This window comes from Streptococcus ruminantium, from assembly GCF_003609975.1.
Classification (GTDB): Bacteria; Bacillota; Bacilli; order Lactobacillales; family Streptococcaceae; genus Streptococcus; species Streptococcus ruminantium.
In genome coordinates, this window is the sequence record NZ_AP018400.1 from 1,561,078 (window position 1) to 1,585,811 (window position 24,734).

The following is a 24,734-nucleotide window of genomic DNA, read 5'->3' on the forward strand; positions in this document are numbered from 1 at the left end:
ATTTCTCCCTATTTTTGTCGGATGACAAAGCTACGCTTAGCCTCATTCATCTCACGCTTATCTTGTTTGCGATCACGTTTCTGGAAACGCTCCGCCTGATTTTGCTTCGCATTGTTGGATTTTTTATCACGGTAAACAGTAAAGTGACGAGACTGATCCGTTTGCTTCCCTTGTTGTTTGCTTTTTTTCTGCTTCTCGCTGCGACTATTTCTATTCTCTTTTGGTCCAACGGAATCCGTCCACGGCTGATTATGATTGCGGCTACGATTCCGGTTACGCCTGCGACGTGGTCTTTCTTCCACTTCTACTGGCAATTCCTGTGGATTCGGATTTGCTAAGACAAAATAGGCACAACCAAAATTACAGTATTCTGTCAAATAATCATCTAATCGGCTGATTTTTAAATCATGCTTTACGTTTTTATCATCTTTATAAAAACCCTTTAAGCGCAGCTGATCATTACCCCAATCGCCTACGATGTAGTCAAACTTGAGCATGAGTTGTGAAAAACGTTGACCAAAGATTGTCTGATCAAAGGCTTCTTTATAATCTTCTAACAAGTCTAATTCAATATTTTCGGCTACAACCTTGTCTCCGACACGGGCAAAGCTTGGACCTGGATATTTATTATAATTATACATTTCAGGTAAAATCTCTTTTTTCATTTGTCCTCCTATCTATGGAATGTTTATACTTTTGTTCCTAACCTTATCATTATAACATGATTCAGATTGAAATGCTTCTGCTTTGACATTTAGGAGAAAATTCTGACAGTTATAATAAAAAAAGAGCGACTTACTCGCTCTTTGTCTTCTTAAGATAATCAATAGCGTCTTGAACAGTCTGGACAGGGACAATCTCAATATCCACAGCCGCCTTCTCAGCCGATTCTTTCGCTTCTTCATAATTAGTTTTGGCATTTGGATTCAGCTTCAAAATGGCTTCATCAACTGGATTATTTGGGACAAAGAAGATACTTGCTCCCGCTTTAGCTGCTGATAAAACCTTTTTATCTGCTCCACCAATATCTCCAACCTTACCATCTTTTTCTATGGTACCCGTTCCTGCAATCATCCGTCCATCGCGCAAATCAGGATCTGCCAATTGAGTATAGATAGCTAAAGTGAACATCAGTCCTGCACTTGGTCCACCTATATTACCTGTTTGGAAATCAATTGGAACTGAGCTTTGAACCTCCGTATGGTCAACAAGACCAATTCCAATACCATTCTTACCATTAGCTAATTTAATAATCTTACCCTTGGCCGATTTTTCTTCCCCATCGCTGATATAGCCAACTGTAACATCACTGCCCAATTCTAAACCACTAACATACTTGATTAAATCTGGTGATGATTCAAAGGTTTTTCCGTTGATACTAACAACTGTATCAGCAATATTAAGAATACTTTTAAAAGTAGAATCTTCTGCCAAGTTGAGAACATATACGCCAAAGAACTTCATATTCGCTTCTTTTCCTGCCAAGGTTAATCCTTGGTATTTGGCCATATTCTGTGAAGTTTCCATGTAGAAGCGAGCGATACGGAAGTACTCTGCACTATTGGCACCACCTGCCATCTCTTCGGCTGATCGCACACTTGTATGCGGGTCAAACTGGGCTGCTAACAGTTGCAAAGCTGTAGCTTGCTGAACAGACACATAAGTAAAATTGTAAGATCCCTCTTTCTCGTCTACTTGATTATTTACTGTTAATACTTGACGAATATCAGCAGCTCCTCCAGGACTTTCTAGATAATAAGGTAGGGGAACAAAGACAGTAAACCAAATCAAAAGAGTTCCTAAAACAATGGATGTGATTAAGAGTAGTTTTCTATTTTTTTTCATTCTTTTTTATTTCCTCACTAACAAAAGATGGTACATAGGGACTAATATCTTGTTTGTACTGTATCAGCTCACGAATTTGACTTGAAGAGATATTGCGATATTGAGGCTTTGAAATCAAATAGATTGTCTCAATATCTGGCGCTAACTGATGATTAAAATAGTCAAAATTAGCTTCATATTCTAGATCAATGCTATTGCGCAGACCACGTACGATATGGGTGACACCTCGTTCATGAGCCATATCAACAACCAGTTGCTGACCTGCCAAAAAAACTTCTATGTTTGGACTTCTCTCAAAGACTGTTTGAAGATGGCGCAAACGCTCTTTCCCTGTAAATAAAGAGACTTTATTAGGGTTGAAAAAAATACCGACATAGAGCTTGTCAAAAAGACCACTAGCTCGTTCAATCATATCTACATGCCCCTTGGTAATTGGGTCAAAGGAACCCGTGAACATTCCAATCTTATCTGACATACACTGTCACCTTACTAATTCCGTAAATTTTTTCCTTCCAAATACCTAGCTCTGCTATTTCCTCCGGAAGAGAAACCGCCTTATCCGTCTCACAAACCACCATGACATCTTCTGATAAGAGCTGGCGCTGACAAAGTTCTGTCACCATGACTTCAATCTCCTGTTCGGCATAAGGAGGATCTAGAAAAACCAAGTCAAACGGACCTTCCAGACTGGATAAGGCCTGACTTGCCTCCATCGCCAAAAGACGAAATTTAGTTTCTTCCTTTGTCATAGCGATATTTTCACGAATGATGGCTTGCGCTCGACGATCCCGCTCGACTAGAATTGCCGATGCCATCCCCCGTGAAACTGCTTCGATAGATAAACTACCACTCCCTGCATAAAGATCCAAGACATGACCGCCATCAAAGTAGGGACCAATCATATTAAACATGGCTCCACGAACCTTATCCGAGGTTGGTCTTGTTATTTTGCCGTCCAAGGTTTTTAATCTTCTTCCACCATAACTACCTGATACAATTCTCATAAAGATTATTATAGCAAAAAATAGAGATAACTGCTAAACCCAAGCATAGACTTCTTACTAATTCCTAGAGAAAGGAAAGTCTTTCTTTTGTGAAACAACTGTCAACAGTTTTTATTTATACAACATTGGACAGATGACTAATCTCAAACTTGTCCTTGTGTAGACTGATAGCTAGATAAGGATAGATTCGGAAAACGATTTTATGGAAGTTTTGAAAGGTGAGAGTAGGAATATACTCCGGATAACTGGAGACAGTTATTTACCTAAAAAGTTGAGGCTAATAATTTGAGGTAATGACGGATTAAAACTGAGCTACAAAGTAAGAGAATAAGATGCTACGGCTAAAATCCACAAAACAGTTTCGTCTTGTCTCAGCATTCTGTTTTCTAGGCTATTGCTACCTTCTTACTCCTTGAACTAGTTATTTATTTAAAAGAGCAAGACCGGATTAAAAGTTCAGTCTCGCTCTTGTGTTATTAAGGATTATCCGTTGTTATATTTGGATCTGTCAAGTGTTCAGTTTCTGATGTTTCGCTCGTTTGGGGCGTGGTCTCTGTTTCAATTGAAGCAGAAGAATTTACAGACTCCTCCGCCGGTGCCGTTTCGCTGGACTCTACCGGAGAATTTGTACTAGTATCTGATGAGTTGATTTGCTGCTGATTCTCTGTAGTAAGAGGTGGTTGTTGCCCACGGTAGGTATTCTGAACTGGTACTGAGTAGGAACCTTGGCGACGAGTTTCTTTCTCAGAAGCAGTCGTTGATTGCTCGGTTTCGCTTTCAGCAGTTTTTTTCTGTTCCTCTAACTTTTTTGCCGCTTCTGCTTTAGCCAATTCAGCTTTTAGCTTAGCTTGCTTTTGGCTATCTGTTTGCTGGCCGACCAGCTCTTTTACTTGATTAATCCGTTTTTGCAACGCTTCTTTCTTACTTACATCCTTTAATTTATTTACAGCAAATTGAGCTTCAAGTAATTTTTCCTCAGTCTGTGTACCTTCTAATACGATTACAGCATTCTCAGCTTCTTGGATTAAGGTATCTGTGGCTTTTTTTTGAATGGTGGGGGCTTGCTGAGCAATAGTCGATTCGCCGCTTGAGGTTTGAGACTTCTTATGCCAGCTAACTGCTAGGCTAATCAATAAGACGAGTCCCATAAAAGAAATGATACCAATCTCAGTCCACGACAATCTTTCAAACTTCTTTTCCATACTTTTGTCCTTATCTGTCCTACCATTTATGAAAAAACGACTATCCAGCAACCATTACTACTTGGCAGTTTTCACTTTGCCATTCCAACCGTTTAAGCCGTAACTCAAGATATAGATTTCATTAAAGCCTTGTTTTTTTAGATGAAGAGCCGCAGGTGTCACCAACTGACCACGATCATTTTCATAAATTAAAACTGGTTTGTCCTTACGAAGAGCTGCTGTACTTTGTTTTAATTGCTGATAAGGAATGTTGCGGGCTCCCAAGATATGTTTTCTACGGAATTCATTAGGATCACGCAGGTCAACTAACTGACCTGCATGAATTTTTTCCGAAAACTCAGCATTATCAATCACTGTAGCTGCTCGATGCAATCTCCAGTAATTAAATCCCATCCATGCTCCCAACAGAACTAAAAATACTAAAATCATCCACAATGTTTCCATCAATGCCTCTCCTTCGATTGTTGATACTCTAATTCTAAACGATGCTCTCGTCTCAAAACAAGATCGGCTTCCATGTATTCTAATCGCTCCAACAAACCAGCCTGATAGACTCGATTAAGCTCTATCTGCATCATCTCAATATCGTAGAGGCGATTTCCCATGTAGACAATAATTCCGAAGCGCTTGAGCAACTGCTGCACATCATAAAGTCTTTTCATAGAAAAATTTTAGCAAAATATCAGGATTTTTTCAATACAAAAATAAACGTATATGGATGAATCCAAATACGTTGAATGCCTTACTAGCTGATATTATCTTCAACTTTTATAACAAAGAAAATAAAAGAAACGGTCCGTCCTAAGCCAGCTCCTCACTCTTTTATCTTTATTGTCAAAAAATAAAAAAATTTTAGAAAGGCTGTTATTTCAACAGTTCTAAGAATGTAATCCACTGATAGCTTACGATTTTATCAACTTTGACAGGACTGGTCTGCATGCAGTTGAATGGCAATTCGTATTTCCAATGGCCTCTATTGGAGCCACCCATTTTCTTTTGCAACTTTAGTGGCAGCAATGCGGTTTTCCACGCCTAGTTTAGATAGAATACCCGTCATGTAATTGCGAACAGTCCCATTGGACAGGTAAAGCTGGTTTGCAATTTCCTTATTGGACAATCCATCCGCCACCAATTTAAGCAAGTGAGTTTCCTGCTTTGTCAAAGGACTACGCTGGGTTAAGAGGATGTCCATCAACTCTGGAGAATATTCTTTCCTCCCCGCTAGGACTGTATCAATGGTCTGCATGAGATCCGAAATCGAGCGCTCCTTGAGTACATAGGCATCAACATCTGCTTTGACTGCTCGCTCGAAATAGCCTGGTCGTTTGAAGGTCGTCATCATGATAACCTTGACGGGTAGGGCTTGATCGCGCACCCAATCCAACACATCCAATCCTGTCTTTTCCGGCATTTCAATATCTAAAATCGCCACATCAACCTGCTCTTTTTTCAAAATAGAAATGGCTTGATTCCCATTTTCAGCCTGTAAAACAGCTGCCACCGTATCCTGAAAACTCAGGAGCTGACAGAGAGCGTCTCGCAACATCGACTGGTCTTCTGCAACCAAGATTCTCATTCTGATGCCTCCTCAATCGGTACTCGAATGGACAGGCGAGTAGGATTAGAAAGAGAAAGAAAATCCAACCTTCCCTGAATCGTTACCAGCCTATCTCTAATAGTATGTAACTCATTGCCTTTGAGTTGGGTAAAGCCAATTCCATCATCTTCGTACTTCAAAATAAGTCCCTGTTTCTCTCGTTCAAAAGTCAGATAACACTTACTGGCTTTGCTGTGTTTAAGCAGATTATTACCTAGCTCCCTTAACACCATAGCTAATTTATTCTGGACAAGCATACTCAACTGCTCTGCTATTTCCCTATCAAAAACGACCAAATCCACTCCTGCCAAGGCTAGCATCTGCTGCAAGATCTGCAATTCCTCTGCTATTGTATGTTGCTTAAGAGACTGAACAATCTGGCGAACATCAGACATAGAATCTTTTGCTAGGGTTTGAAGGTCGGCTACTTCTTTTTTAGCCTGTTCCACCTGATGGTGTTCCAAGAGAGTCCGAACTAATTCCGCCTTGACCGACATCATAGCAAAGACATGCCCCAATGTATCGTGTAGATCTTGACTGATACGATTACGCTCATTTTCAGCAAGTAAAAGATTGATAGAGGCATTTTGCTCCTGTAATCGCTTTTTCATGGCCTCTCGCTTAGCCTCCATCCGTTCAAATAACAATAAGGCAATACCGAAAAAGTGAAGGACAAAAATGAAAGCACGAATCTCAAAAACGACAGGTCCAAAGGAGGCCCAAAGCAAAATAGCTACCAATAACGCCGTATAGGAAACTGTTCGGTAAGACCATCTATCCTCTTTATAGTGCCAGGCAAGCATATTAGATAGGTTAAAGAGAAAGAGGGAAAATTGCAGATTACTACCAAAACTCATAACGGCAATATAGCCAATCATATAAAACCAGGCCAGCATAGAATAAAGTTTGTGGTTAGTATAAAAGAGCGAACAATAGAACAGAGCAAAGAGAATCGTTGATACCACTATTAGCACTGCATTAGGAGAATACTGAGAATAGTAAAGAGGAAAATAAAGAAAGACCATGCCTACAAAAAACATGGGCGATATCTTTCTCTTCTCAAATATAGTGAAAAATTTCATAGAACCTCACTTGACTTGGCTCTTTCTACTGAAAAAGAGAGCTATTACTAGAAAAATTATCGCATATCCTAGTACAATAAGCAAGGACTTCCATAAAAATTCACTGTTCTGAGCATAGGTGACTACTAGCTGATTGACATGGTAACTTGGTGTTAATCTACAAATCTTTTGTACCCATTCTGGAAAAGTATGGACAGGCATCCAAGAACCTCCGAGAATTGCTAGAATAAAATAAAGTAGATTACTCACTACAGACATGGTTTGTTCTGACTGGATTTGTGCCAAGAGTAAGCCAATAGCTAGAAAAACTACCGAGGTTAGGAGAAGGAGAATTGCTGACACACTCCATCCCCAAACGGATAGTTTCACCTTTTTGATTAGGCCTCCAACCGCAAAAACGATGAAAATGGACATAAGAAAACAAAGAAAGACTCGATAAAGCTTAGATACGTAGTACTTCCATGTGGATAAAGGAGAATGCTGAAGAAAAACTAACCAACTATTTTTACGATCCTCCGCTAACATCATAGGAAAAGTAAAGAGGGCAAAGCCTGACATAGAAAAATTGGTCATCGTCAGCATATAGGATTGGATAAAGTTTTTTTGCATGTTGGGATCATTAAATTGTACTATTGAGGAAAAGATGAGGAAAAAGATGACTGGCATCCCTACCGAAAGTAGGAAGGTTCCCAAATCCCGTTGTAATTTAATGCTTTCAATTGCTAACAGAGCTTTCACTTTTCTTCCCCCTTTGTTTCATCAAATAGACTGTTAAGCAAGGTCTTATTCTGCACTTCCAAATCTGAAATCCGACAACCAGCTTTCTGTAAGCCAGCCCAAACTTTCTCGATTTCTCTCGTTTTAAAGCTGACGGTATCTTGTTTATAGGTCACTTCTCTAATATCTGCCAGCTTCTTTACGACACTTATAAAAGCAATTGGCAAGGTTACTTCCTTTTCTCGTTCCTCGCTCCGCATAGCAAATGGTGTCGTATCACGCAAGAGCTTGCCCTGATGCAAAACCAAAATCCGTTCTGCTGTATGCTCTACCTCTTCAATGTAGTGACTAGTATAGAAAATAGTTACTCCTTGCTCCTTGAGCTCATGGACTATCTCCCAAAAACGTCGACGAGTTGATGTATCCATACCTGCTGTTGGTTCGTCCAAGAAAAGCAGTTTGGGCTTGCCAATCAAACAAATCACAAAAGCTAGGAGTCTCTTCTGACCACCTGATAGCTTCCCAGCTAGTTGATTTTTTTGTTCTGAGGAAAAACGGAGCAAGCTGTCAATTTCCTCATTTGTCAAACTATCCTTATAAATGGCTTGAAAAAAACGAAGTAATTCCTTTACTTTCAAATCCGTTGGAATAGCATTGTCTTGAGGCAAAACGGCTACCCTTTCCCTATTAGCTTTAGTTTGTGGATCCTGACCAGCTAGTAAAACCTGTCCTCGGGAAACTTTCTTATCACCCAAAAGACAAGATAGGAGCATTGTCTTACCAGCACCATTAGGACCAATCAAAGCAACACATTCTCCGCTCCTAACTTCAAAAGAAATATCGGACAAAATCGTCCGTCCCTTGATAACTTTTTCTATCTGACTTACACTAATCATCCAACTCTCTCCTTACAGATTATGCTAGCAACCAAACTGATCATAAGGCCGGCTGGCACTGACCAAAACAAACTATCAACAATAAAAACTCCATTTCCAAATAAAGTACAGGAAGTATAAATCAAAATAAGCGCTACCGTAAAATAGAGTACCGCCCCAAAAACTGTCCTCATCACTCTCTCCTTACATACCTGATAGATTCTACACGTTTAGTATAATCTAGCCGTTCAATCTTTACTAGAAACCTTTGTCATGACTTGAAATGACAAATGTCACATGAAATGATAGCATAGAAAAAAGAGCCATCTTGAAAAGAACCACTTATAATGGACAGTATAAAAAAGTTGTATACTGTTCTTATAAGGAGGTTCTTTTCTCATGGCCAAAAAAGGAAGCAAGTTCACCAACTATCCACCCGAGTTCAAAATACAGGTAGTGGAAGACTACCTCAGTGGAAAGAGCGGAGGGATGCCTTCTATTGTCAAAAAATATGGGTTAAAATCAGACGGCCAGGTTCTAACTTGGACAAGAAAATACCGAGAAGACCCTGTTTTACTCACACAGGATTTACGAGGTAGGAAGTCCACTGGTCGCCCAAAATCAACCAATCTTGATAAATGACAATAGAGGAACAGAATGCCTTTCTTCGTATGGAGAATGACATTTTAAAAACCTTAAGGACTCTCCTCAGAAAGTGAGAAGAGTCCACCTTTATCAAGTCGTTGAACAATTGAAAGAACGTTATTCCATCTCCCGTTTATGTGCCTATTTGGGTTTCCCTAGGTCATCATACTACCTCTGGTTAAGCAATGGAAAACCTGAACACAAGCGGTTTAACCCTGACCTAGCACAGGTCATTACAGCTATTTTTAATGAGACTCAGAAAGGTTATCGTTTCATTTGTTATCAACTGAGAAGAAAATACGATATTTTCTGTCATCCTAAAACTGTCCTACGCTATATGCGTATTCTGGGTTTGAAGTCGCCAATTCGAAAGAAACGCTATCATTCTTGCACACAGCGTGAGATAAATGAAAAGGCAAGACACGTCCACTACAACGTGCTTGCCCGAAACTTTAAAGCAGAACGTCCTCTCCAGAAACTAACAACGGATGTCAGTTATGTTTACCACAAACAGGGAAGGATGTTCCTTAGCGTCATAAAAGATTGTTATGACAACTCTATTCTAGCATATACTCTTTCAGATTATAACGATAATCAGCTCGTTTTTGAAAATTTAGACCTCGTCTTCAATGAAAATTGGGATGCCACACACATTTGTGTCTTGCATTCTGATCAAGGTTTTCAATATACCAATCAACAGTATCTCCGAAAATTAGACCAATATGGTGTGACCATATCTCATTCTGGCAAGGGAAATTGTTATGATAATGCAGTATGTGAGAATTTCTTTTCTCACTTGAAGAGTGAGTCCTTGAGACTATTTCCACCTGAGAATAAAGAAACCCTCGTCCATCAAATCAGGGAATACATTGACTGGTATAATCACCACAGACCACAAGAAAAATTAAAAGGTATGACTCCCTTAGAATTTAGGGAAGCATACCTTCTAAACACCTAACTTTTTTAACTGTCCATTTTATCTGGGGCTTGACATCTAGTTTCAGACTCTTTTTCATCTATTTCCTACAATTCAGGTGCTTGACCGAGTTCTGCTTGAAGCATCCAAATATGCTTTTCAATGCTAGCCTTCGCAACATTAAAGATGTCATTAGTCACGCTGTCACCCTCGTCATCACTAACATCAAAACCTCGTTGGAACAAATCTGCCAAATAGCGGAAAACTGTCACCACACGCTCAAGCTGTTCTTCCAAAGATAAGTTGTAATCCCCCGGTACTTCCTTAAGCTGACTATTTTCACTAAATTCCTTGAGGGTTGAGAATGGAGCACCGCCTAGTGTAATCAAACGTTCACTCATCTCATCAAGGTAGCCGTCTACTTCATCCATATATTCATCCATCTTCGGATGCCAAATCATGAAGCCACGACCACGCATGTACCAATGAACTTGATGAAGAATAGAATGAGCGACAGATAAATCAGCTACAGCCTGATTGAGAACCGCCTTGGAATCAACCAATGCTGCTGACTGACGCGGGCTAAAAGAAGCAATTTCTGCTGGAGATTGGTAGTAATTTTGTTTCATTATTCATCACCCTTTCCTTTATTTATAATTATTATAAATAAAAAAATAAAAATTTGCAAGCAATAGCCATCAGGTAAGACATCAAAATATATATCCTCCCTGCATGCAAGCGAATCACTTGCCATATTAGCTTATATGAGTTACACTACTAACATAAGTAATATATGGTTTTCCATCTCACGAAAACCATCACACCCGTCTATTGAGAAGGAGGGATTTTATGTCAGAAGAAAAATTTGGCGCAAAACTAGAACAGCTAGCCGGCTCCGTAAAAGAAGGAATCGGTAAACTGACAGGCGATAAGGAAATCGAAATGGAAGGACTTGTCGAAAAAGGAATTGGTAAAGCAAAAGAATTAGTAGAAGATGCAAAAGAAGGCTTCGAGGGGGCAGTGAAAGGTATCAAAAATGCCCTTGATAAAGAAGACAAATAACTAGATAGGGTGACTTCGGTTGCCTTTTCTTCTGCAAAGAAAGGATACATCATGAAGAAAATTGTTTTTGTTTGTCTAGGGAACATCTGCCGTAGTCCAATGGCTGAGTTTGTCATGAAGCATCTGACAGATCACTTCCATGTTGAAAGTCGCGCTACTTCCGGTTGGGAACATGGAAACCCCGTCTACCCTGGTACTCAAAAAATTTTCAAAAAGCATAACATCCCCTATGATGCAAGCAAAACCTCACAACAAATAAGTCAAGCAGATTTTGAACAATTCGATATTATCATCGGAATGGATCACAATAATGTTCTTGACTTGAAAAAAATGGCACCCGACTCTGCAAAAAGTAAAATTTTCCAATTCGCAGAAAAATCCGTCCCTGACCCTTGGTACACGGGAAACTTTGATGAGACCTATGCCATGGTGACAGAAGGGTGTAAAAACTGGATAAAGAGATTGAAGTAGGTTAGCAATTTTAAGATTCTTTGCGTAATATTTTTGTAATATTTGTAAAAAAATGGTAAACTAATCCTGACTGAACTGACAATTTCTTGCTGTATGCTAAGTAGAACTGATGAAATCAGTCAATCTAATCCTATCGAAAGTTGAAAACTATGAAAGAGTTCAAATTACCTAGTCTCAATAAACAACAGATTAGTAACTATTTTACCCGGCAGAGACTCGAAATACTCGCCCTCCTCATCATCTTATTCTGCGCTCTCTCCGTTTTTACAGGACGAATCGGAACGAAGCAGGCTATGACTTTCCATAATGGCGCCCTGCGCTATAACGGCTACCTTGTTGCTAATAAAATGAATGGGCAAGGAAAGTTGACATTTGAAAATGGAGATGTCTACGAGGGGCAGTTTAAAAATGGGATTTTTCATGGTAAAGGAACCTATACATCCGCAAACGGTTGGGTGTATACCGGAGAATTTAAAAACGGCTATGCAGAAGGTAAAGGCAAACTGACAACCGAAGGACAAGCCACCTATGAAGGAATATTTAAACAGGGGATTTATCAATATGAGAATTAAATGGTTATCCGTTATACGCGTTATCGGGCTAGTCTTCGTCTTGCTCTATCACTTCTTCATTAAATACTTTCCAGGAGGCTTTGTCGGAGTTGATCTCTTCTTCACCTTGTCTGGTTATTTAACCACTGCCCTTCTCATTGATGAGTTTGCCCAGTATAAAAAAATTGATTTGGTAGGCTTTCTCAGAAGAAGATTATACCGCATTCTTCCTCCCTTGGTCCTGACGATTCTTCTGGTCCTACCTCTATCTTTGCTCATTCGTTCTGATTTTAGGGCAAATATTGGTAGTCAGGTCGCAGCAGCTCTTGGTTTTATGACCAACTTCTTCGAGATTCTATCTGGTGGTAGCTATGAAAATCAATTTTCTCCTCATCTCTTTGTTCATACTTGGACATTAGCTATTGAAGTACAATATTATCTTATCTGGGCTGGTTTAGTCTGGTATTTGGCTCGTATTTCTAAAAATATTGGTCAATTCCGAGGAACTATTTTCTTGACCTCAGTTAGTCTGTTCTCATTAAGTTTCCTTACCATGTTCATCTCTAGTTTCTTTGTGGATAACTTCTCGTCCATTTACTACTCTAGTTTTGCACATACTTTTCCCTTCTTTCTTGGAGGTATTCTGGCAACGATTACTGGCATCAGCCATACAACCAGCTCCTTCCATCGAAAAGTTCAAAAATTGACCCCTAAAAGAACATTGGGACTATTCGCTGGTGGGGTAGGGGTAGAGCTTATTCTCCTCTTCACGCTCCGATTTAGTTCTATTTGGACCTATCTCATCGGTTTCCTCCTATCCAGCCTTGCGACAGCTACCATGATTTTTGCTGCCCGTGTACTCCATGAAAAAACGCAAAAAGTCAGCGAACCAAGAATCATTCTTTTCTTGGCAGCTATCTCGTATGGTATCTATCTCTTTCACTGGCCACTGCTTGTCATCTTTACCCAGTTGATGAGTACAGGTATAGCCGCTATCTTATCTTTAACTTTCTCTATAATCTTTGCAGCGATTTCCTTCTACGTTGTAGAACCCTACATTGCAGGAAAAGTTGGAATGGTCTTTAATCTTCCCCTGGATCTCAGACCTTACAAAAAATGGGTGACTGGATGTTTAGGAATATTTACTGTCATCGGTCTAGGAGTTTGTTTATTTGCTCCGAAATTAGGAACATTTGAGCAAGAAAGCCTCATCAGCAATCTTTATCAAGCCCAAACCCAGCTCAACACCACTCGTTCAGCAGCTGAAAATGCCAAAGCTACAAGTTTTGAAATCCAAAAAGGGGTGACAATTTTCGGCGATTCTGTCACGGTTCGGGCAAGTACTGCCCTTCAATCTGTCCTTCCTGATGCACAAATTGACGGAACTGTCAGTCGCAATCTAACTGAAATTGCCCGTTTAATTCACCTTTACAAACAAAATAATAATTTGAGAGAAACCATCGTTGTATCTCTAGGAACCAACACTTCTGAGAATTATAAAGAACTCTTGGATCAACTAGTCAAGGAATTTCCCAAAGGACGCCGCTTGATTTTTGTGACTCCTTATGATGGTAACTTTGCACCAGATAATTCCATTGCTTACAAAACAGGACAATATGAAAAAGAACTCGCAAAAAAATATGAATATATTTCGATTGCGGACTGGTATCAAGTAGCAAAAGACAACCCTCCAATCTGGTACAATACTGACTTGGTTCACTTCAATCTTGAAACCAATGGTGCTGAACTCTTCGCCCAAACCATAAAAAATGCAATTGATGCTGTTGCACAAGGACCTATAAAGAACTAAAATACTTGTGCACCATCGGATACAAGTGATGAAAAACGAACAACTGTATTTTTTGCTAATCAGCATGTTACGGTTGCTCGTTTTTTTGGAAGAAAGATCTGTTTTTTGCTCTGACTTAGCTATCTTCAGCTTCCCCTTAGATGATTTGAGTTGTTCGTGGGCATTGTTCAATAAGGACATCAAGAGTAAAGACAAACGGTTACTCTTCAGCACAAAATCAGCATGCAATGCAATGGGCAGAGAGTGAAAAGAGGAAAACTAGACAGCCATCAAGCATTTGCTCCATAGGTAGAAGATAACTGAAGCGATGAATATAAACTCATTGGCTTGCTCCTTTATCTATATCAGCTATATTTGAAGCAGTTTTAGCTATACCTAGCTATCATACTTCAAACAACACTTAGACTGCCATTTCTTGACAAGAAAAAATGAGGTTGGGACAATGTCCAATCTCATATATAAAAAGCGAACAAACCAAGATTCTGATTGTCAGAAAACTAGTTTTGTTCGCTTTTTTTGTTCAATTATAAATCTCAAGGACTTGATAATTGAGATTTTCAAAATTGAAAATCTTTTTGTCCCAAGCTCATTTTATATCAACATAGCAGCAACACAGCTACTGTTCCTATTTTTGCTTACTTTGGAAACGCCATTCAAAGCGTTTTTGATCATAAAATGGGTACATGACTTGTAGAAGAGCCAAAGCCAACAACCAACCAGCAACAATATCTGTTGGATAGTGAACACCGATATAAATACGGGATACCGCCACTAGAATGGCCAAAAAAATTAAGCTTGTCTGAAAAATTGTTTTGATCAATCCTCTCTTCATTCGTTGATGGATTATCATAACAACTGCTCCTGCAATCATCATGGTTGATGCAGTGTGCCAACTGGGAAAGGAATAACCAATGGTATCAATAAGCCAGTTAATACTCGGGCGTGGTCGCTGATAGACATATTTCAGAGTAGTTGATGCTACTCCAACAGCCGCAAAGCTGACCAGAAGAAAGTAAGCTTCTACCTTCCATTTCCTGCAATAATAAAAATAGGCAGCTACCATCAGACTAATAGATAAGATAATTACAACATTCCCTAAAACAGTGATGCTTGTCCAAAACTGAGTCAATCCACTAGGTAAATTTCCGCGAATAGCAGATTGGATAGTTGAGTCAAAACCTGTCAAAGTAGTTGGATAAAATTTTGCTACATAGCCTAAAATAACAAAGGCCAGAGCAAAAAAGGAAGCATTTCGTAGATGGATTTGTTTATTTTTCATGGATATAACGTCTTACAAAGATTAAACTTTCTTTAAAATAGGTCTAGCTGCTTTGTAACAGAGATAAAATACTACCGAAAGTAAAATTCCCTGTAAGAGATTAAAAGGAAGTACCATAAGCAAAAAGTAGTTACTCAAGCCTAAGATTTGTTTAATATCAAAATTTGCAAATGCGGCATAAACAGGGATGGCATATACATAGTTCAAAATCAGCATGACCAGAGTTGAGCCAAGTGTTGCAACAACAGCTGCCTTTAAATAATTTTTCAACAGCTGATCCTTTTTCCAAAAATATGCTACTGCCAAAATAAAGACAGACATCGCTGCAATATTCATCGGCAAGCCAATGATGGTTGATGGCCCTTGATTATTCAAGAGCAACTTAAGTAAGGTTCGCATCAACAAGATGACAAAACTAGACTTGGTGTCTAAAATAAGCAGACCAAATAAAATTGGTATTAACGAAAAATCCACTTCCAAGAAATTAGCTATTGGAATAAGAGGAAATTTCAGGTACATGAGCAGAAATGATACTGCTGAGAGAATGGCGATAATCGTCATTTTGCGTATGTTTGTCATAAGGGATCCTCCAATTTTTTAAAATTGAAGAAGGCAAAAAAAGTAAGTAAAAAACTTACTACTTCGTCTTCTCCCATCCAGACTATACTGTCGGTTGTGGAATCAAACCACATCTGCTTTCGCTCGCGGACTGCCAACAATCCATTTTATTACAAGGCTATATTCGCTCCTCTTGATATATCTCAATCACTACCTAGCCTTATGATAAAATACTCATCTTACACCGCCGGTCGGGAATCTCACCCTGCCCTGAAGACTACTTTATCATATCAAAAAAGCCTTGCAAATGCAAGGTCTTGAGTGCTATTTGGTCTTATTTGAGCTTGTCTTCCTTATAGGTATGAACTAGATCAAGTCCAGTAAATTGTTGCTGACGAAGAGCCTCGTAAACAATCATACAGACTGTATTGGAAACATTGAGGCTACGAACATGCTTATCATTCATAGGGATACGGATAGTTTTTTCAGGATGATTACGCATGAAATCCTCTGGCAATCCCTTATCCTCGCGTCCAAAGAGAAAATAGTGAATACAATCATCATTGTAGACTTCATCCGAATAGGTTTTAGCTGCAAATTTGGATACCAAGTGAACCGTTCCCTGCTTGCTGGCATAATCCATAAATTCCTCTATATTCTCATAAAAGCGGACATCTAGTTTGTCCCAATAGTCAAGTCCAGCTCGTTTCATCTTACGGTCATCAATAGGAAAACCCATAGGCTTGATAATATGCAGAGGACTATTCGTAGCCGCACAGGTCCTTGCAATATTCCCTGTATTTTGAGGAATCTGTGGTTCAAACAAAACAACATGATTCTTGGCTGTTTCTTCTTTATAGTACAATTCTTCAATATTCATAACAGTTTCTCTCTTCTATCCAGACAAAAAAATAGCCACGCTGCCCGGAGTCAAGCTCAGCAAACAGCATGGTGAATGAGGATTCATTCACTTAACTCACAACAGGTTTGAGTTAAATCAATGAAATCATGGTATTATTGTAGCTTAAAAAAGACTGAAAATCAAGAGTTTTCCTCTATTTTTTGACATTTTCATAAAAATTTTTTATCAACTCTTCATTTCCTTCTATTCTGCTGTAATTCTTATTGAGATGATTAAAAACTATCTTGTCTGATTAAGATGGAGCAATGGAGTTTAAAGTCAATATTTAGAAACGAAGGTACTGACTTATATCTAGAATTTTCTGATACGAACTGCGTTCATTTTATCTCCAACCTCCAACAGTCTATCCTCAGACTGACTTGACACGAACTGCATTCATTTCATCTCCAACCTCCAACAGTCTATCCTCAGACTGACTTGACACGAACTGCATTCATTTCATCTCCAACCTCCAACAGTCTATCCCCAGACTGACTTGACACGAACTGCGTTCATTTTATCTCCAACCTCCAACAGTCTATCCCTAGACTGTTGGAGCTAATGTTAACAATACATCGAAGGGCTATGCAGGCTCTAAAATCGTCAAAGATAGCCTGTCTAATATCCACAAAAGCAAGCCTAACCGAGTTGCTACTGCTTGTTTCTTTTTAAGCTAAATGTATCTGGTACCGGGTCTTCCCCACCATCTGCAAAAGGATGACAACGAGTAATACGAGCTAGTCCCATCAAAAAGCCTTTGAGTCCATGCTTTTGTAAAGCCTCAATCATATAACTTGAACAAGTCGGTCGGTAACGACAGGAAGGCGGAAAGAGAGGAGAAATGAATGCTTGATAAAATCGAACCAGCCCAATTAGAAGCCTAGTCATCACTTCTTGACTGGCTTAGTAACAGCCAGTGTATGGAGCTTACTAATATCTTTTTTATTCAATTTTCGATACTCTCCAGGACGCAAACCAGTTAAATCCAGATTCCCAAAACGAGTTCTGGATAGCTTATCCACTTGTAAACCTACGGCCTCAAACATCTTTTTAACCTGATGATTACGCCCCTCATGAATGGTTAATTCTACAACTGATCGGTTCTTAACAAGATCTACTTTGATAATGTCATAGATTGCTGGCTTGGTCTTCTTACCATCAATGACTACACCGCGTGTTAGGGGACGAAGAACTTCTTTATTAGCGATTCCTTTGACACGTGCCAAGTAGACCTTATCAATTTCATTGCGGGGGTGAATCATCTCATCTGTAAAATCACCATCATTAGTCAAAATCAAAACACCTGATGTGTCCCAGTCTAAACGACCTACTGGATAAATCCTCTCTTTGACCGTCGGTAGCAAATCCACCACTGTCTTTCTTCCCTTATCATCGGTCACACTGGAGATAACACCACGTGGCTTATTGAGGAGATAGTAAACTTTTTCTTCATTATAAATCGGCTGTCCTTCTACTTCCACCTTATCACCTGATTTGATGATGGTAGCCAGCTCTCGAATCACTTGCCCATTGACAGTCACAAGACCTTGTTTGATGAGTTCTTCTGCCTTACGGCGACTGGCTATGCCTGCATGGGCGATAAATTTATTTATTCTCATTTTCTAACTCATTTCTTTCTAAGAATAGCTCTGTTTCTTCTTGAACTAGGTCTAAATCAGACACATCTGGTAGCTCTTCTAAGCTATTCATTCCCATGTAATCCAAAAAATACTCCGTCGTGACATATAGATTTGGACGCCCCAAAACTTCCTTTTTACCATTTTCACGAATGAGACCAAAAGTTTGCAACTTACTAATCGCTCCACTAGAATTGACCCCTCGAATATCATCTACTTCAACCCGTGTAATAGGCTGTTTATAAGCAATGATGGACAGGGTTTCCAAAAGAGCTCGTGACATAGTTTGGTTGATAGGAGTTTTGGCATAGGTACGCAAAAGATTAGCATATTCTTTTTTTGTCACTAGCTTGTAACGATTAGAAGACTCTAAGAGAGACAGACCAGATTGATGATCTGCCATGTATTTCTCACTGAGTTTTTCCAGTTGCTGAACTACCGCTGTCGGCTGCAACTCAAGTATCTCTGCTAGATTACGCAGGGTCAGTCCCTCTTCTCCCGATACAAAGAGCAAGACTTCTATTTCAGCTAAGCAATTCATTTTCACTCCTTACTAGGTAAATATCTCCAAAAGCTTCCTTTTGTTCTAAAACAATTTCATGAACTTTAACCAATTCTAAGGTTGCCAAGAAAATAGTAATAACTTCATTGATATTTTGACTGGTTTGAAAAAGTTGCCGCAATTCCAAGCGTGACTGACTTTGAAAATAACCACGAACAAAGTCCATCATATCCTCAATCTTGTACTCATCACGAGCAATGGTCGTATGTGACTGACGCAGACTGGCTTGTTTTTCTGCCATAACCTTTGAAAATGCTAAAAAAATATCAATAACTGTCTTATCCTGAGCTAACCTGATATCATCATATACCAAGTCCAACTTTGCTTTTGAAAAATAATTGGCCCGTTCATCATGTTGCTCACCCAACTTTTCACTGAGTAGCTTGAACTTTCTGTATTCTTCCAGTTGGTCTAAAAGATCCATTTCTGGATCATCTTCCAACTCTGTCTGCTCCATCACTTTTGGCAGCAGTCTCCTGCTCTTGATCAGCATTAATTGGCTAGCCATGAGCATATACTCCCCCGCTATCTCCAAGCGCATAGCTTGTAGAGTGGCAATATAAGCCAAGTATTGCTCAATAACCTCAGTAATCGGAACCTCATAGATATCCATTTGGTATTTGGATACCAAGTGTAGTAGGAGGTCCAAAGGTCCTTCAAAGTCTTTTAATTTAATATCCATTATCTAAATTTTTCCAAACTCATGCTTGTTTTTAATCCTAATTGCTTGGCAATTTGATCCAAAGACTGACCTTGTTCAAGTTGGGCCAGAATATATTGCTCTCTCAATTTTTGAGCTGTCCAGCTTGCTTTACCGATTGATTGAACAAATTCTGTCAACCGATTAAAAAACCACTGGCGCGAGTAGGTGTTCCCTTTTTTATCGAATAGGTAATAACCAGACAAGTACCCACTCAAATAAGGAATAATTTCTCTCGGCAAACTAAGGACCCTCTTACTACTTCCTTTTTGTACGGTCAAAACCTGAAATTCTAGATTGATATTCTCACTAGTCAGCCCTGCTATTTCGCCTGGTGTTAGTCCAAGAAGAGCCATCAAAAGGGCAATGCGTTGACCATCTAGCCAGGAAGTTTCTACAAATAGGAGAGATAGATCTTCTTTTTCCGCTCGCTTTCTGACACTAGCTGGCTCAACCACGGTCTGTAATTTATAAAATTGATCAACCTGCCCTGTCTCATAAAGAAAATAGAGAAATTGGTTGACAGCAGATCGTTTTCTTTTTTGAGCAGCTGGTTTCAAACTCATTAAGGATTGTTGATAAAGTAAAAGTGATTGTTGATGAATATCTCCTTTTACCGTTGCGACAAATTGTTGCAAGTCATAAGTATAGGATTTCTGACTATTCAAACTCACTTTTTTGTTCTGGATAAATGCTTCAATGGCCTGATTCATTTTTTTCCTTCTTTTGATACGAGGGGAAAGTTATGCAAGAGTGCATTGATGGTCTTTAAAATAGATTTTCGAGTGATGATTCCTATGAACTCTCTATTTTCACCCAAAACAGGCAAGAACGATTGATCAACCAGCTTACGCATGACCTCAGTTAACTCGTAATCAAGACCAACTGTTTCCTCATCCGTCCTTGCAATCAAGGAAATATCCTTATTCAACTCATCATCTGTCAGCTCATTCTCAGCCTGATACTTGATAATCTCTGTCAAGCCGATGGTTCCAAAAAATTGACCTTCTTCCGTTACTACAGGTACCCGCGAGTAAGTCATGTGACTAAGTAAAAGTTTAGCGTGATCAATGTTATGGGTATCAATAATCACCGCTAACTTATCCGCAGGTGTCAAAAAGGTTTCTTCTTGTGCTAGTAAAAATTGTTCAAATTCACGTGCAATCATCTTGAAATATCCTTTGTCAATGCTGGGTAAAGCGTGTGTTGTCGATCGTAATAGTCTACATGAAAGTGATCTGCATAAATCGTCACAAGAGCATAAAGACACTCCTTAACCAATCCTCTAGGTTGGCTGATTGAGCCGGGATTGAGAAAGAGAGTCTTACCGCGCATTTCTGCATCCGGCACGTGTAAATGCCCGTAGAGACAGATATCTGCATCCACCTCCTGCGCCCAGTAATCCAAGCGTTGCCAACCATAGTTAATTCCAAAAAGATGACCATGCGTTTGGGCAATGGTAAGATCTCCCAACTTGGTAATCAGTTGGTCTGGATAACCACCCAAATAATCACAGTTACCATTCACTACTTGAATACCCTGCCAAAGTGAATCTTGACTGTCTAGCTCTGAATCACCATTATGAAAGATAGCGTCCACCTTACCGAGGTAATAACTTTTAATCTCTTCTACAATCTTTCTATCTCCGTGAGAATCACTCATGACTAGAATTGTTTTGCCTGCTCCTGCCATACTGGAAATGCCTCCACTAATTTTTCTAATGCTTGTGCACGATGGGAAATACGATTTTTTTCTTCCAAGGTTAATTCTGCCGAGGTCTTACCCGTGTCACCGACTAAGAAAAGTGGATCATAGCCAAAACCATTTTCACCACGCAAGTCCATTCCAATATATCCTTCCCAATCCGCTTCTACAACCAAACTTTCACGATTTGGTGCAGCCACTACAAGAGTGCAATGAAATTGGGCTGAACGATCCTTGTGTTCAAAGACCATGGCAAGCTCATGCAAGAGTTTGGCATTATTGAGTTCATCAGTCGCTTCTGGACCAGAAAAACGTGCTGACCACACTCCCGGCAAACCACCTAAGGCATCCACTTTAAGCCCCGAATCATCCGCCAAGACGACCTTTCCTGTCAGAGCTGCTATCGTCTCAGCTTTCAGTCGAGCATTTTCCTCAAAAGTCATGCCTGTTTCTACCACATCTGGTAGATCAGGATAGTTGTTCAGATTTTCCACCTGATAACCAAAACTTTCAAAGAATTTACGAAACTCCTTTGTCTTTCCTTCATTTTTAGTCGCAATCAAAATCGTGTCACCAACACCAGCCAATCCCTTATCCTGACCAAAGAACGCTCTCATATTAGCACCAGTCTTAGGGAGATGGACCAAGAGCAGCCTATCTCCTTCCGTTACAAGAACAGCTCCCTGGTGCTGGACCACCTTAAACTGACGGTGATTCAATTCATTTAGCACATCAATTGCAAACTGAATGAGTTTAAAGGCAGACTGAAGTTTAATAACTTCTATCTGTACACACCGATAATCATCTTCTTCATAATTGGCTGGAACGAGTTGTTCTAGAAGATGCCCCAGTTGATTGATTTCTTGCTCTCTACCTGTGTTACCAAAACTGGCAAATAAATTAGCAAAATAAGCCTTACCAATAAACCAATTGTGCTCATCTCTATATTCATAAATTTTTTCTGTCATAGTTCTACATGCTCCACATGAATATCAATTCCCATCCAGCTTTCGGCAATTTCCTTAAAAGCTGCTGGACTAGCTGTTGTATAAAAGGTATGCTGGATATTAGACTCTGTCCGACTGCGATTGAGCTGAAAATAATTGAGTAAGACGGAAATATCCCTCGCACATTCAGCTCCACTATCAATCAATTGAACATCCTTGCCCATGGCATTCTGTATAATGGGACGAAGCAGGGGGTAATGAGTGCAACCCAAAACCAGAGTATCCACCTTCCCAACCAAGGGACGGAGTGTTTCATAAACGACCTTTTTAGCTAAACTAGATTGGTGGCTATTAGACTCCACCAAGGGAGCAAATTTAGGACAGGCTAAACTTTCTACCTGCGTTTCCGGTGAGAGGACCTGAATTTTCTCACGATAAATATCCGATTGAATCGTCATGACCGTTCCAAGCACACCAACTTTTCCAGTCTTAGTAGCTTTGATGGCTGCTGAAGCACCGGGGAGAATGACCCCTAAAACAGGAATATCAAGTTTTTCCTTGATTTCTTCCCAAGCTACTGCTGTTGCAGTATTACAAGCAAAGACAATCATTTTCACATTCTTCGTCAAAAGAAAGTGAACCAATTGCCAAGTGTATTCTCTTATTTGTTCTGCCGGCCGTGGACCATAGGGGGCTCTAGCCGAATCACCGATATAAACAATTTCTTCATAGGGAAGCTGGCGCATCAGCTCACGCGCAACAGTTAGCCCCCCCACACCCGAATCCAAAAAACCAATTGGTCGATTATCCATAGTGCTGAGAATAGTCAAAAACTGACTAGCCTTTCTTTTCGTACTCAAAAAAGGACATGGGAATGAATATCCCAGTCCCAGTTTGTTTATGCTCTTTGAAAATCAAACTCACATACTGCTAAGAGATTCGATGAACATTTGCTCAAGTGGGAAGAGCGCAACTTACTGTCTTAACACTATGCAAACCATGTTCGTACTACTTTCTACCTTCAACAGCCCCTCGAACTATCGAAGGCAGCTTGATTTTCATTGAAGATTATTTTTTCTTTGTTGCTACTTTTTGCTGACCTTTAATTTGGCGGAGAACCTGCTGTACCTTAGCTTCACTTGGCTTTTGACCCATTTGGGTCATCATCAAACGCAAGGCATTTTCATCCAAGATCGGCTTATCAGCAATGTAGTTCTCAACTTGTTTGCGTGATAGGTAAATCCCAAGGGCCACACCACCCGCAAATGCTAACACAATAAGTAAAATAGCTAAACCTAAATTCATCTGTCAATCTCCTGACTCTTCTAAATAGTGTTCAGTTGGTATTGCTCGAGAGCAATCTTTCACTATATCCATTATAACAAAATCCCCATTCTTTTCCAACACTTACCTGTCAAAATCAAAACCATAAATTGTCGCAAAGTAATCCTCCGGAGTTTCAGCGCGACGAATCATACGGGCTGTTCCATCCTCCTGCAAAAGAATCTCTGCTGAACGCAGGCGACCATTGTAATTATACCCCATAGAGAAGCCATGAGCACCACTATCGTGAATAACCAAGGTATCTCCTACTTCTGCTCTTGGCATTTTACGATTGACTGCAAATTTATCATTGTTTTCGCAGAGAGAGCCAGTTACATCTACAAGTTCTAGCGGCGCCTCTGGATGCGTAATGTTGGTAATATGATGATAAGCCCCATAAAAAGCCGGACGCATGAGATTGGCTGCAGAGGCATCAACACCTACATAGGTTCTGTAAGTTTTCTTACGATGAAGAACTTTAGTAATTAGATGTCCATGTGGTGCCAGCATGAAACGTCCCAACTCCGTAAAGATTTTTACATGTCCCATACCGACTGGAGCTAGAATTTCTTCATAAGCTTTGCGAACACCATCACCGATAGTCGCAATATCATTTGGTTCCTGATCTGGATGATAGTTGACACCGATTCCACCCGACAGATTGATAAAATCCAGAGTCACACCTGTTTCCTCACGAATTTCCAGTGCTAACTCAAAGAGCTGACGTGCCAAGACTGGGTAATAGTCATTGGTTACTGTGTTGGATGCTAGAAAGGCATGGACACCAAATTCCTTGACGCCCATATTCTTTAAGTCTCTGTACCCTTCCATCAGTTGGTCTTTGGTCATACCAAATTTTGACTCCTCTGGATGATCCATAATATCTGTACCAAGAGAGAAAACACCTCCGGGATTGTAACGGAGACAGACTGTTTCAGGAATACCTGTCACATTTTTTAAAAAATCAATGTGTTCGTAAGCATCTAGGTTGATGATAGCACCAACTTTTCTAGCATAGACAAACTCTTGCGCTTGCGTATCATTTGAGGTAAACATAATATCTGTAAAGCCCAGTTTTTCACTCAAGAGGACTTCTACATCCGTAGCACAATCAACGCCACATCCTTCTTCCTGAAGAATTTTCAAAATAGCAGGAGTCGGAGTCGCCTTGACGGCAAAATACTCCTTAAAGCCCTTGTTCCAGGAAAAAGCTTCATGTAAAGCGCGTGCCTTTTCACGAATCCCCTTCTCGTCATAGAGATGAAACGGGGTCGGAAATTGATTGGTAATAGTTTCCAGCGCCTCTCTGCTAATAAATGGTATCTTGGCCATCCTTTTTACCTCAT

The 24,734-nt window shown here is 39.8% G+C and carries 31 protein-coding genes, 1 pseudogene and 1 riboswitch; of the genes and pseudogenes, 6 read left to right on the forward strand and 26 right to left on the reverse strand.

The features are described from left to right. Positions 1–8 precede the first annotated feature (8 nt). The 11 genes from SR187_RS07360 to SR187_RS07410 form a co-directional block, all read right to left on the reverse strand. Entirely contained in the window at positions 9–665 is a 657-nt protein-coding gene (locus SR187_RS07360) for a YutD family protein (protein WP_024533151.1), read from the reverse strand. Positions 666–795: 130 nt separating this feature from the next. Then, positions 796–1,845, reverse strand: a complete 1,050-nt coding sequence (locus SR187_RS07365) for a SepM family pheromone-processing serine protease (protein WP_120172020.1) — start codon at positions 1,843–1,845, stop codon at positions 796–798. Next, positions 1,832–2,320: a pantetheine-phosphate adenylyltransferase gene (coaD, locus tag SR187_RS07370; RefSeq protein ID WP_024533097.1), complete on the reverse strand. Its 489-nt coding sequence runs from the start codon at positions 2,318–2,320 to the stop codon at positions 1,832–1,834. Before coaD ends, SR187_RS07365 begins: the two co-directional genes overlap by 14 nt. Further along, complete coding sequence (rsmD, locus tag SR187_RS07375) at positions 2,310–2,849, reverse strand: 16S rRNA (guanine(966)-N(2))-methyltransferase RsmD (RefSeq protein ID WP_120172021.1); 540 nt, start codon at positions 2,847–2,849, stop codon at positions 2,310–2,312. The genes coaD and rsmD overlap by 11 nt, the downstream gene beginning before the upstream one ends. Before the next feature lie 476 nt (positions 2,850–3,325). Then, complete coding sequence (locus SR187_RS07380; protein WP_120172022.1) at positions 3,326–4,051, reverse strand: serine protease; 726 nt, start codon at positions 4,049–4,051, stop codon at positions 3,326–3,328. Between the two features lie 57 nt (positions 4,052–4,108). Continuing rightward, the gene (locus SR187_RS07385) at positions 4,109–4,495 is read right to left on the reverse strand and encodes a rhodanese-like domain-containing protein (RefSeq protein WP_120172023.1); all 387 of its coding nucleotides are present in this window, start codon (positions 4,493–4,495) and stop codon (positions 4,109–4,111) included. Beyond that, entirely contained in the window at positions 4,495–4,713 is a 219-nt protein-coding gene (locus SR187_RS07390; RefSeq protein WP_024533101.1) for a YqgQ family protein, read from the reverse strand. The genes SR187_RS07385 and SR187_RS07390 overlap by 1 nt, the downstream gene beginning before the upstream one ends. Before the next feature lie 311 nt (positions 4,714–5,024). Next, positions 5,025–5,627, reverse strand: a complete 603-nt coding sequence (locus SR187_RS07395) for a response regulator transcription factor (protein WP_120172024.1) — start codon at positions 5,625–5,627, stop codon at positions 5,025–5,027. After that, a complete protein-coding gene (locus SR187_RS07400; RefSeq protein WP_120172025.1) occupies positions 5,624–6,688 on the reverse strand; it encodes a sensor histidine kinase in 1,065 nt (354 codons plus the stop codon). The genes SR187_RS07395 and SR187_RS07400 overlap by 4 nt, the downstream gene beginning before the upstream one ends. A 48-nt stretch (positions 6,689–6,736) precedes the next feature. Beyond that, positions 6,737–7,468 (reverse strand): ABC transporter permease, encoded by a 732-nt coding sequence (locus SR187_RS07405; RefSeq protein WP_120172026.1) that lies wholly within the window; start codon positions 7,466–7,468, stop codon positions 6,737–6,739. Beyond that, positions 7,465–8,343, reverse strand: a complete 879-nt coding sequence (locus SR187_RS07410; RefSeq protein ID WP_120172027.1) for an ABC transporter ATP-binding protein — start codon at positions 8,341–8,343, stop codon at positions 7,465–7,467. Before SR187_RS07410 ends, SR187_RS07405 begins: the two co-directional genes overlap by 4 nt. 378 nt (positions 8,344–8,721) lie before the next feature. Here SR187_RS07410 and SR187_RS07415 point away from each other — a divergent pair. Then, a pseudogene (locus tag SR187_RS07415) lies at positions 8,722–9,041 on the forward strand (transposase). Next, positions 9,038–9,925, forward strand: coding sequence for an IS3 family transposase (locus tag SR187_RS07420; RefSeq protein WP_120172028.1), 888 nt, complete (start codon positions 9,038–9,040; stop codon positions 9,923–9,925). Before SR187_RS07415 ends, SR187_RS07420 begins: the two are co-directional and overlap by 4 nt. A 65-nt stretch (positions 9,926–9,990) precedes the next feature. Here the strand turns inward: SR187_RS07420 and SR187_RS07425 are convergent, their stop codons facing one another. Next, positions 9,991–10,515, reverse strand: a complete 525-nt coding sequence (locus SR187_RS07425; protein WP_024532543.1) for a Dps family protein — start codon at positions 10,513–10,515, stop codon at positions 9,991–9,993. A 217-nt stretch (positions 10,516–10,732) separates the two neighbouring features. Here SR187_RS07425 and SR187_RS07430 point away from each other — a divergent pair, with 217 nt between their 5' ends. The 4 genes from SR187_RS07430 (at position 10,733) to SR187_RS07445 (ending at position 13,777) form a co-directional block, all read left to right on the forward strand. Then, complete coding sequence (locus SR187_RS07430; RefSeq protein WP_024532544.1) at positions 10,733–10,945, forward strand: CsbD family protein; 213 nt, start codon at positions 10,733–10,735, stop codon at positions 10,943–10,945. Positions 10,946–10,996: 51 nt separating this feature from the next. Then, the gene (locus tag SR187_RS07435) at positions 10,997–11,416 is read left to right on the forward strand and encodes a low molecular weight protein-tyrosine-phosphatase (RefSeq protein ID WP_024532545.1); all 420 of its coding nucleotides are present in this window, start codon (positions 10,997–10,999) and stop codon (positions 11,414–11,416) included. Positions 11,417–11,565: 149 nt separating this feature from the next. Next, positions 11,566–11,988 (forward strand): MORN repeat-containing protein, encoded by a 423-nt coding sequence (locus SR187_RS07440; RefSeq protein WP_120172029.1) that lies wholly within the window; start codon positions 11,566–11,568, stop codon positions 11,986–11,988. Beyond that, complete coding sequence (locus tag SR187_RS07445) at positions 11,978–13,777, forward strand: acyltransferase family protein (protein WP_120172030.1); 1,800 nt, start codon at positions 11,978–11,980, stop codon at positions 13,775–13,777. The genes SR187_RS07440 and SR187_RS07445 overlap by 11 nt, the downstream gene beginning before the upstream one ends. Before the next feature lie 625 nt (positions 13,778–14,402). Here the strand turns inward: SR187_RS07445 and SR187_RS07455 are convergent. The 14 genes from SR187_RS07455 to SR187_RS07520 all read right to left on the reverse strand — a co-directional run bounded on the left by SR187_RS07455 (position 14,403) and on the right by SR187_RS07520 (position 24,720). After that, entirely contained in the window at positions 14,403–15,056 is a 654-nt protein-coding gene (locus tag SR187_RS07455) for a phosphatase PAP2 family protein (protein WP_120172032.1), read from the reverse strand. 21 nt (positions 15,057–15,077) lie between these two features. Further along, positions 15,078–15,635, reverse strand: coding sequence for an ECF transporter S component (locus tag SR187_RS07460; protein WP_120172033.1), 558 nt, complete (start codon positions 15,633–15,635; stop codon positions 15,078–15,080). Between the two features lie 61 nt (positions 15,636–15,696). Further along, a riboswitch (FMN riboswitch) is annotated at positions 15,697–15,896 on the reverse strand. Positions 15,897–15,948: 52 nt separating this feature from the next. After that, positions 15,949–16,494: a tRNA (cytidine(34)-2'-O)-methyltransferase gene (locus tag SR187_RS07465; RefSeq protein WP_120172034.1), complete on the reverse strand. Its 546-nt coding sequence runs from the start codon at positions 16,492–16,494 to the stop codon at positions 15,949–15,951. 672 nt (positions 16,495–17,166) lie between these two features. After that, on the reverse strand, positions 17,167–17,403 hold the full coding sequence (gene yidD / locus SR187_RS07470; RefSeq protein WP_120172035.1) for a membrane protein insertion efficiency factor YidD: 237 nt from the start codon (positions 17,401–17,403) through the stop codon (positions 17,167–17,169). Beyond that, positions 17,403–18,134 (reverse strand): pseudouridine synthase, encoded by a 732-nt coding sequence (locus SR187_RS07475; protein ID WP_120172036.1) that lies wholly within the window; start codon positions 18,132–18,134, stop codon positions 17,403–17,405. The genes yidD and SR187_RS07475 overlap by 1 nt, the downstream gene beginning before the upstream one ends. Further along, positions 18,121–18,693, reverse strand: a complete 573-nt coding sequence (scpB, locus tag SR187_RS07480) for an SMC-Scp complex subunit ScpB (protein WP_024532765.1) — start codon at positions 18,691–18,693, stop codon at positions 18,121–18,123. Before scpB ends, SR187_RS07475 begins: the two co-directional genes overlap by 14 nt. Next, positions 18,677–19,396, reverse strand: coding sequence for a segregation/condensation protein A (locus SR187_RS07485; protein WP_120172037.1), 720 nt, complete (start codon positions 19,394–19,396; stop codon positions 18,677–18,679). The genes scpB and SR187_RS07485 overlap by 17 nt, the downstream gene beginning before the upstream one ends. Continuing rightward, positions 19,396–20,127: a site-specific tyrosine recombinase XerD gene (gene xerD / locus SR187_RS07490; RefSeq protein ID WP_120172038.1), complete on the reverse strand. Its 732-nt coding sequence runs from the start codon at positions 20,125–20,127 to the stop codon at positions 19,396–19,398. The genes SR187_RS07485 and xerD overlap by 1 nt, the downstream gene beginning before the upstream one ends. Continuing rightward, a complete protein-coding gene (cbpB, locus tag SR187_RS07495) occupies positions 20,124–20,582 on the reverse strand; it encodes a cyclic-di-AMP-binding protein CbpB (RefSeq protein WP_024532762.1) in 459 nt (152 codons plus the stop codon). The genes xerD and cbpB overlap by 4 nt, the downstream gene beginning before the upstream one ends. Next, positions 20,579–21,106, reverse strand: a complete 528-nt coding sequence (locus SR187_RS07500) for a metallophosphoesterase (RefSeq protein ID WP_120172039.1) — start codon at positions 21,104–21,106, stop codon at positions 20,579–20,581. The genes cbpB and SR187_RS07500 overlap by 4 nt, the downstream gene beginning before the upstream one ends. Beyond that, positions 21,079–22,086, reverse strand: coding sequence for a nucleoside-triphosphate diphosphatase (locus SR187_RS07505; protein WP_120172040.1), 1,008 nt, complete (start codon positions 22,084–22,086; stop codon positions 21,079–21,081). Before SR187_RS07505 ends, SR187_RS07500 begins: the two co-directional genes overlap by 28 nt. Continuing rightward, complete coding sequence (gene racE / locus SR187_RS07510; RefSeq protein WP_024532759.1) at positions 22,083–22,877, reverse strand: glutamate racemase; 795 nt, start codon at positions 22,875–22,877, stop codon at positions 22,083–22,085. Before racE ends, SR187_RS07505 begins: the two co-directional genes overlap by 4 nt. A gap of 256 nt (positions 22,878–23,133) precedes the next feature. Continuing rightward, positions 23,134–23,370: a YneF family protein gene (locus SR187_RS07515; protein ID WP_024532758.1), complete on the reverse strand. Its 237-nt coding sequence runs from the start codon at positions 23,368–23,370 to the stop codon at positions 23,134–23,136. Positions 23,371–23,472: 102 nt separating this feature from the next. Continuing rightward, positions 23,473–24,720, reverse strand: a complete 1,248-nt coding sequence (locus SR187_RS07520) for a diaminopimelate decarboxylase (RefSeq protein WP_120172041.1) — start codon at positions 24,718–24,720, stop codon at positions 23,473–23,475. Positions 24,721–24,734 lie beyond the last annotated feature (14 nt).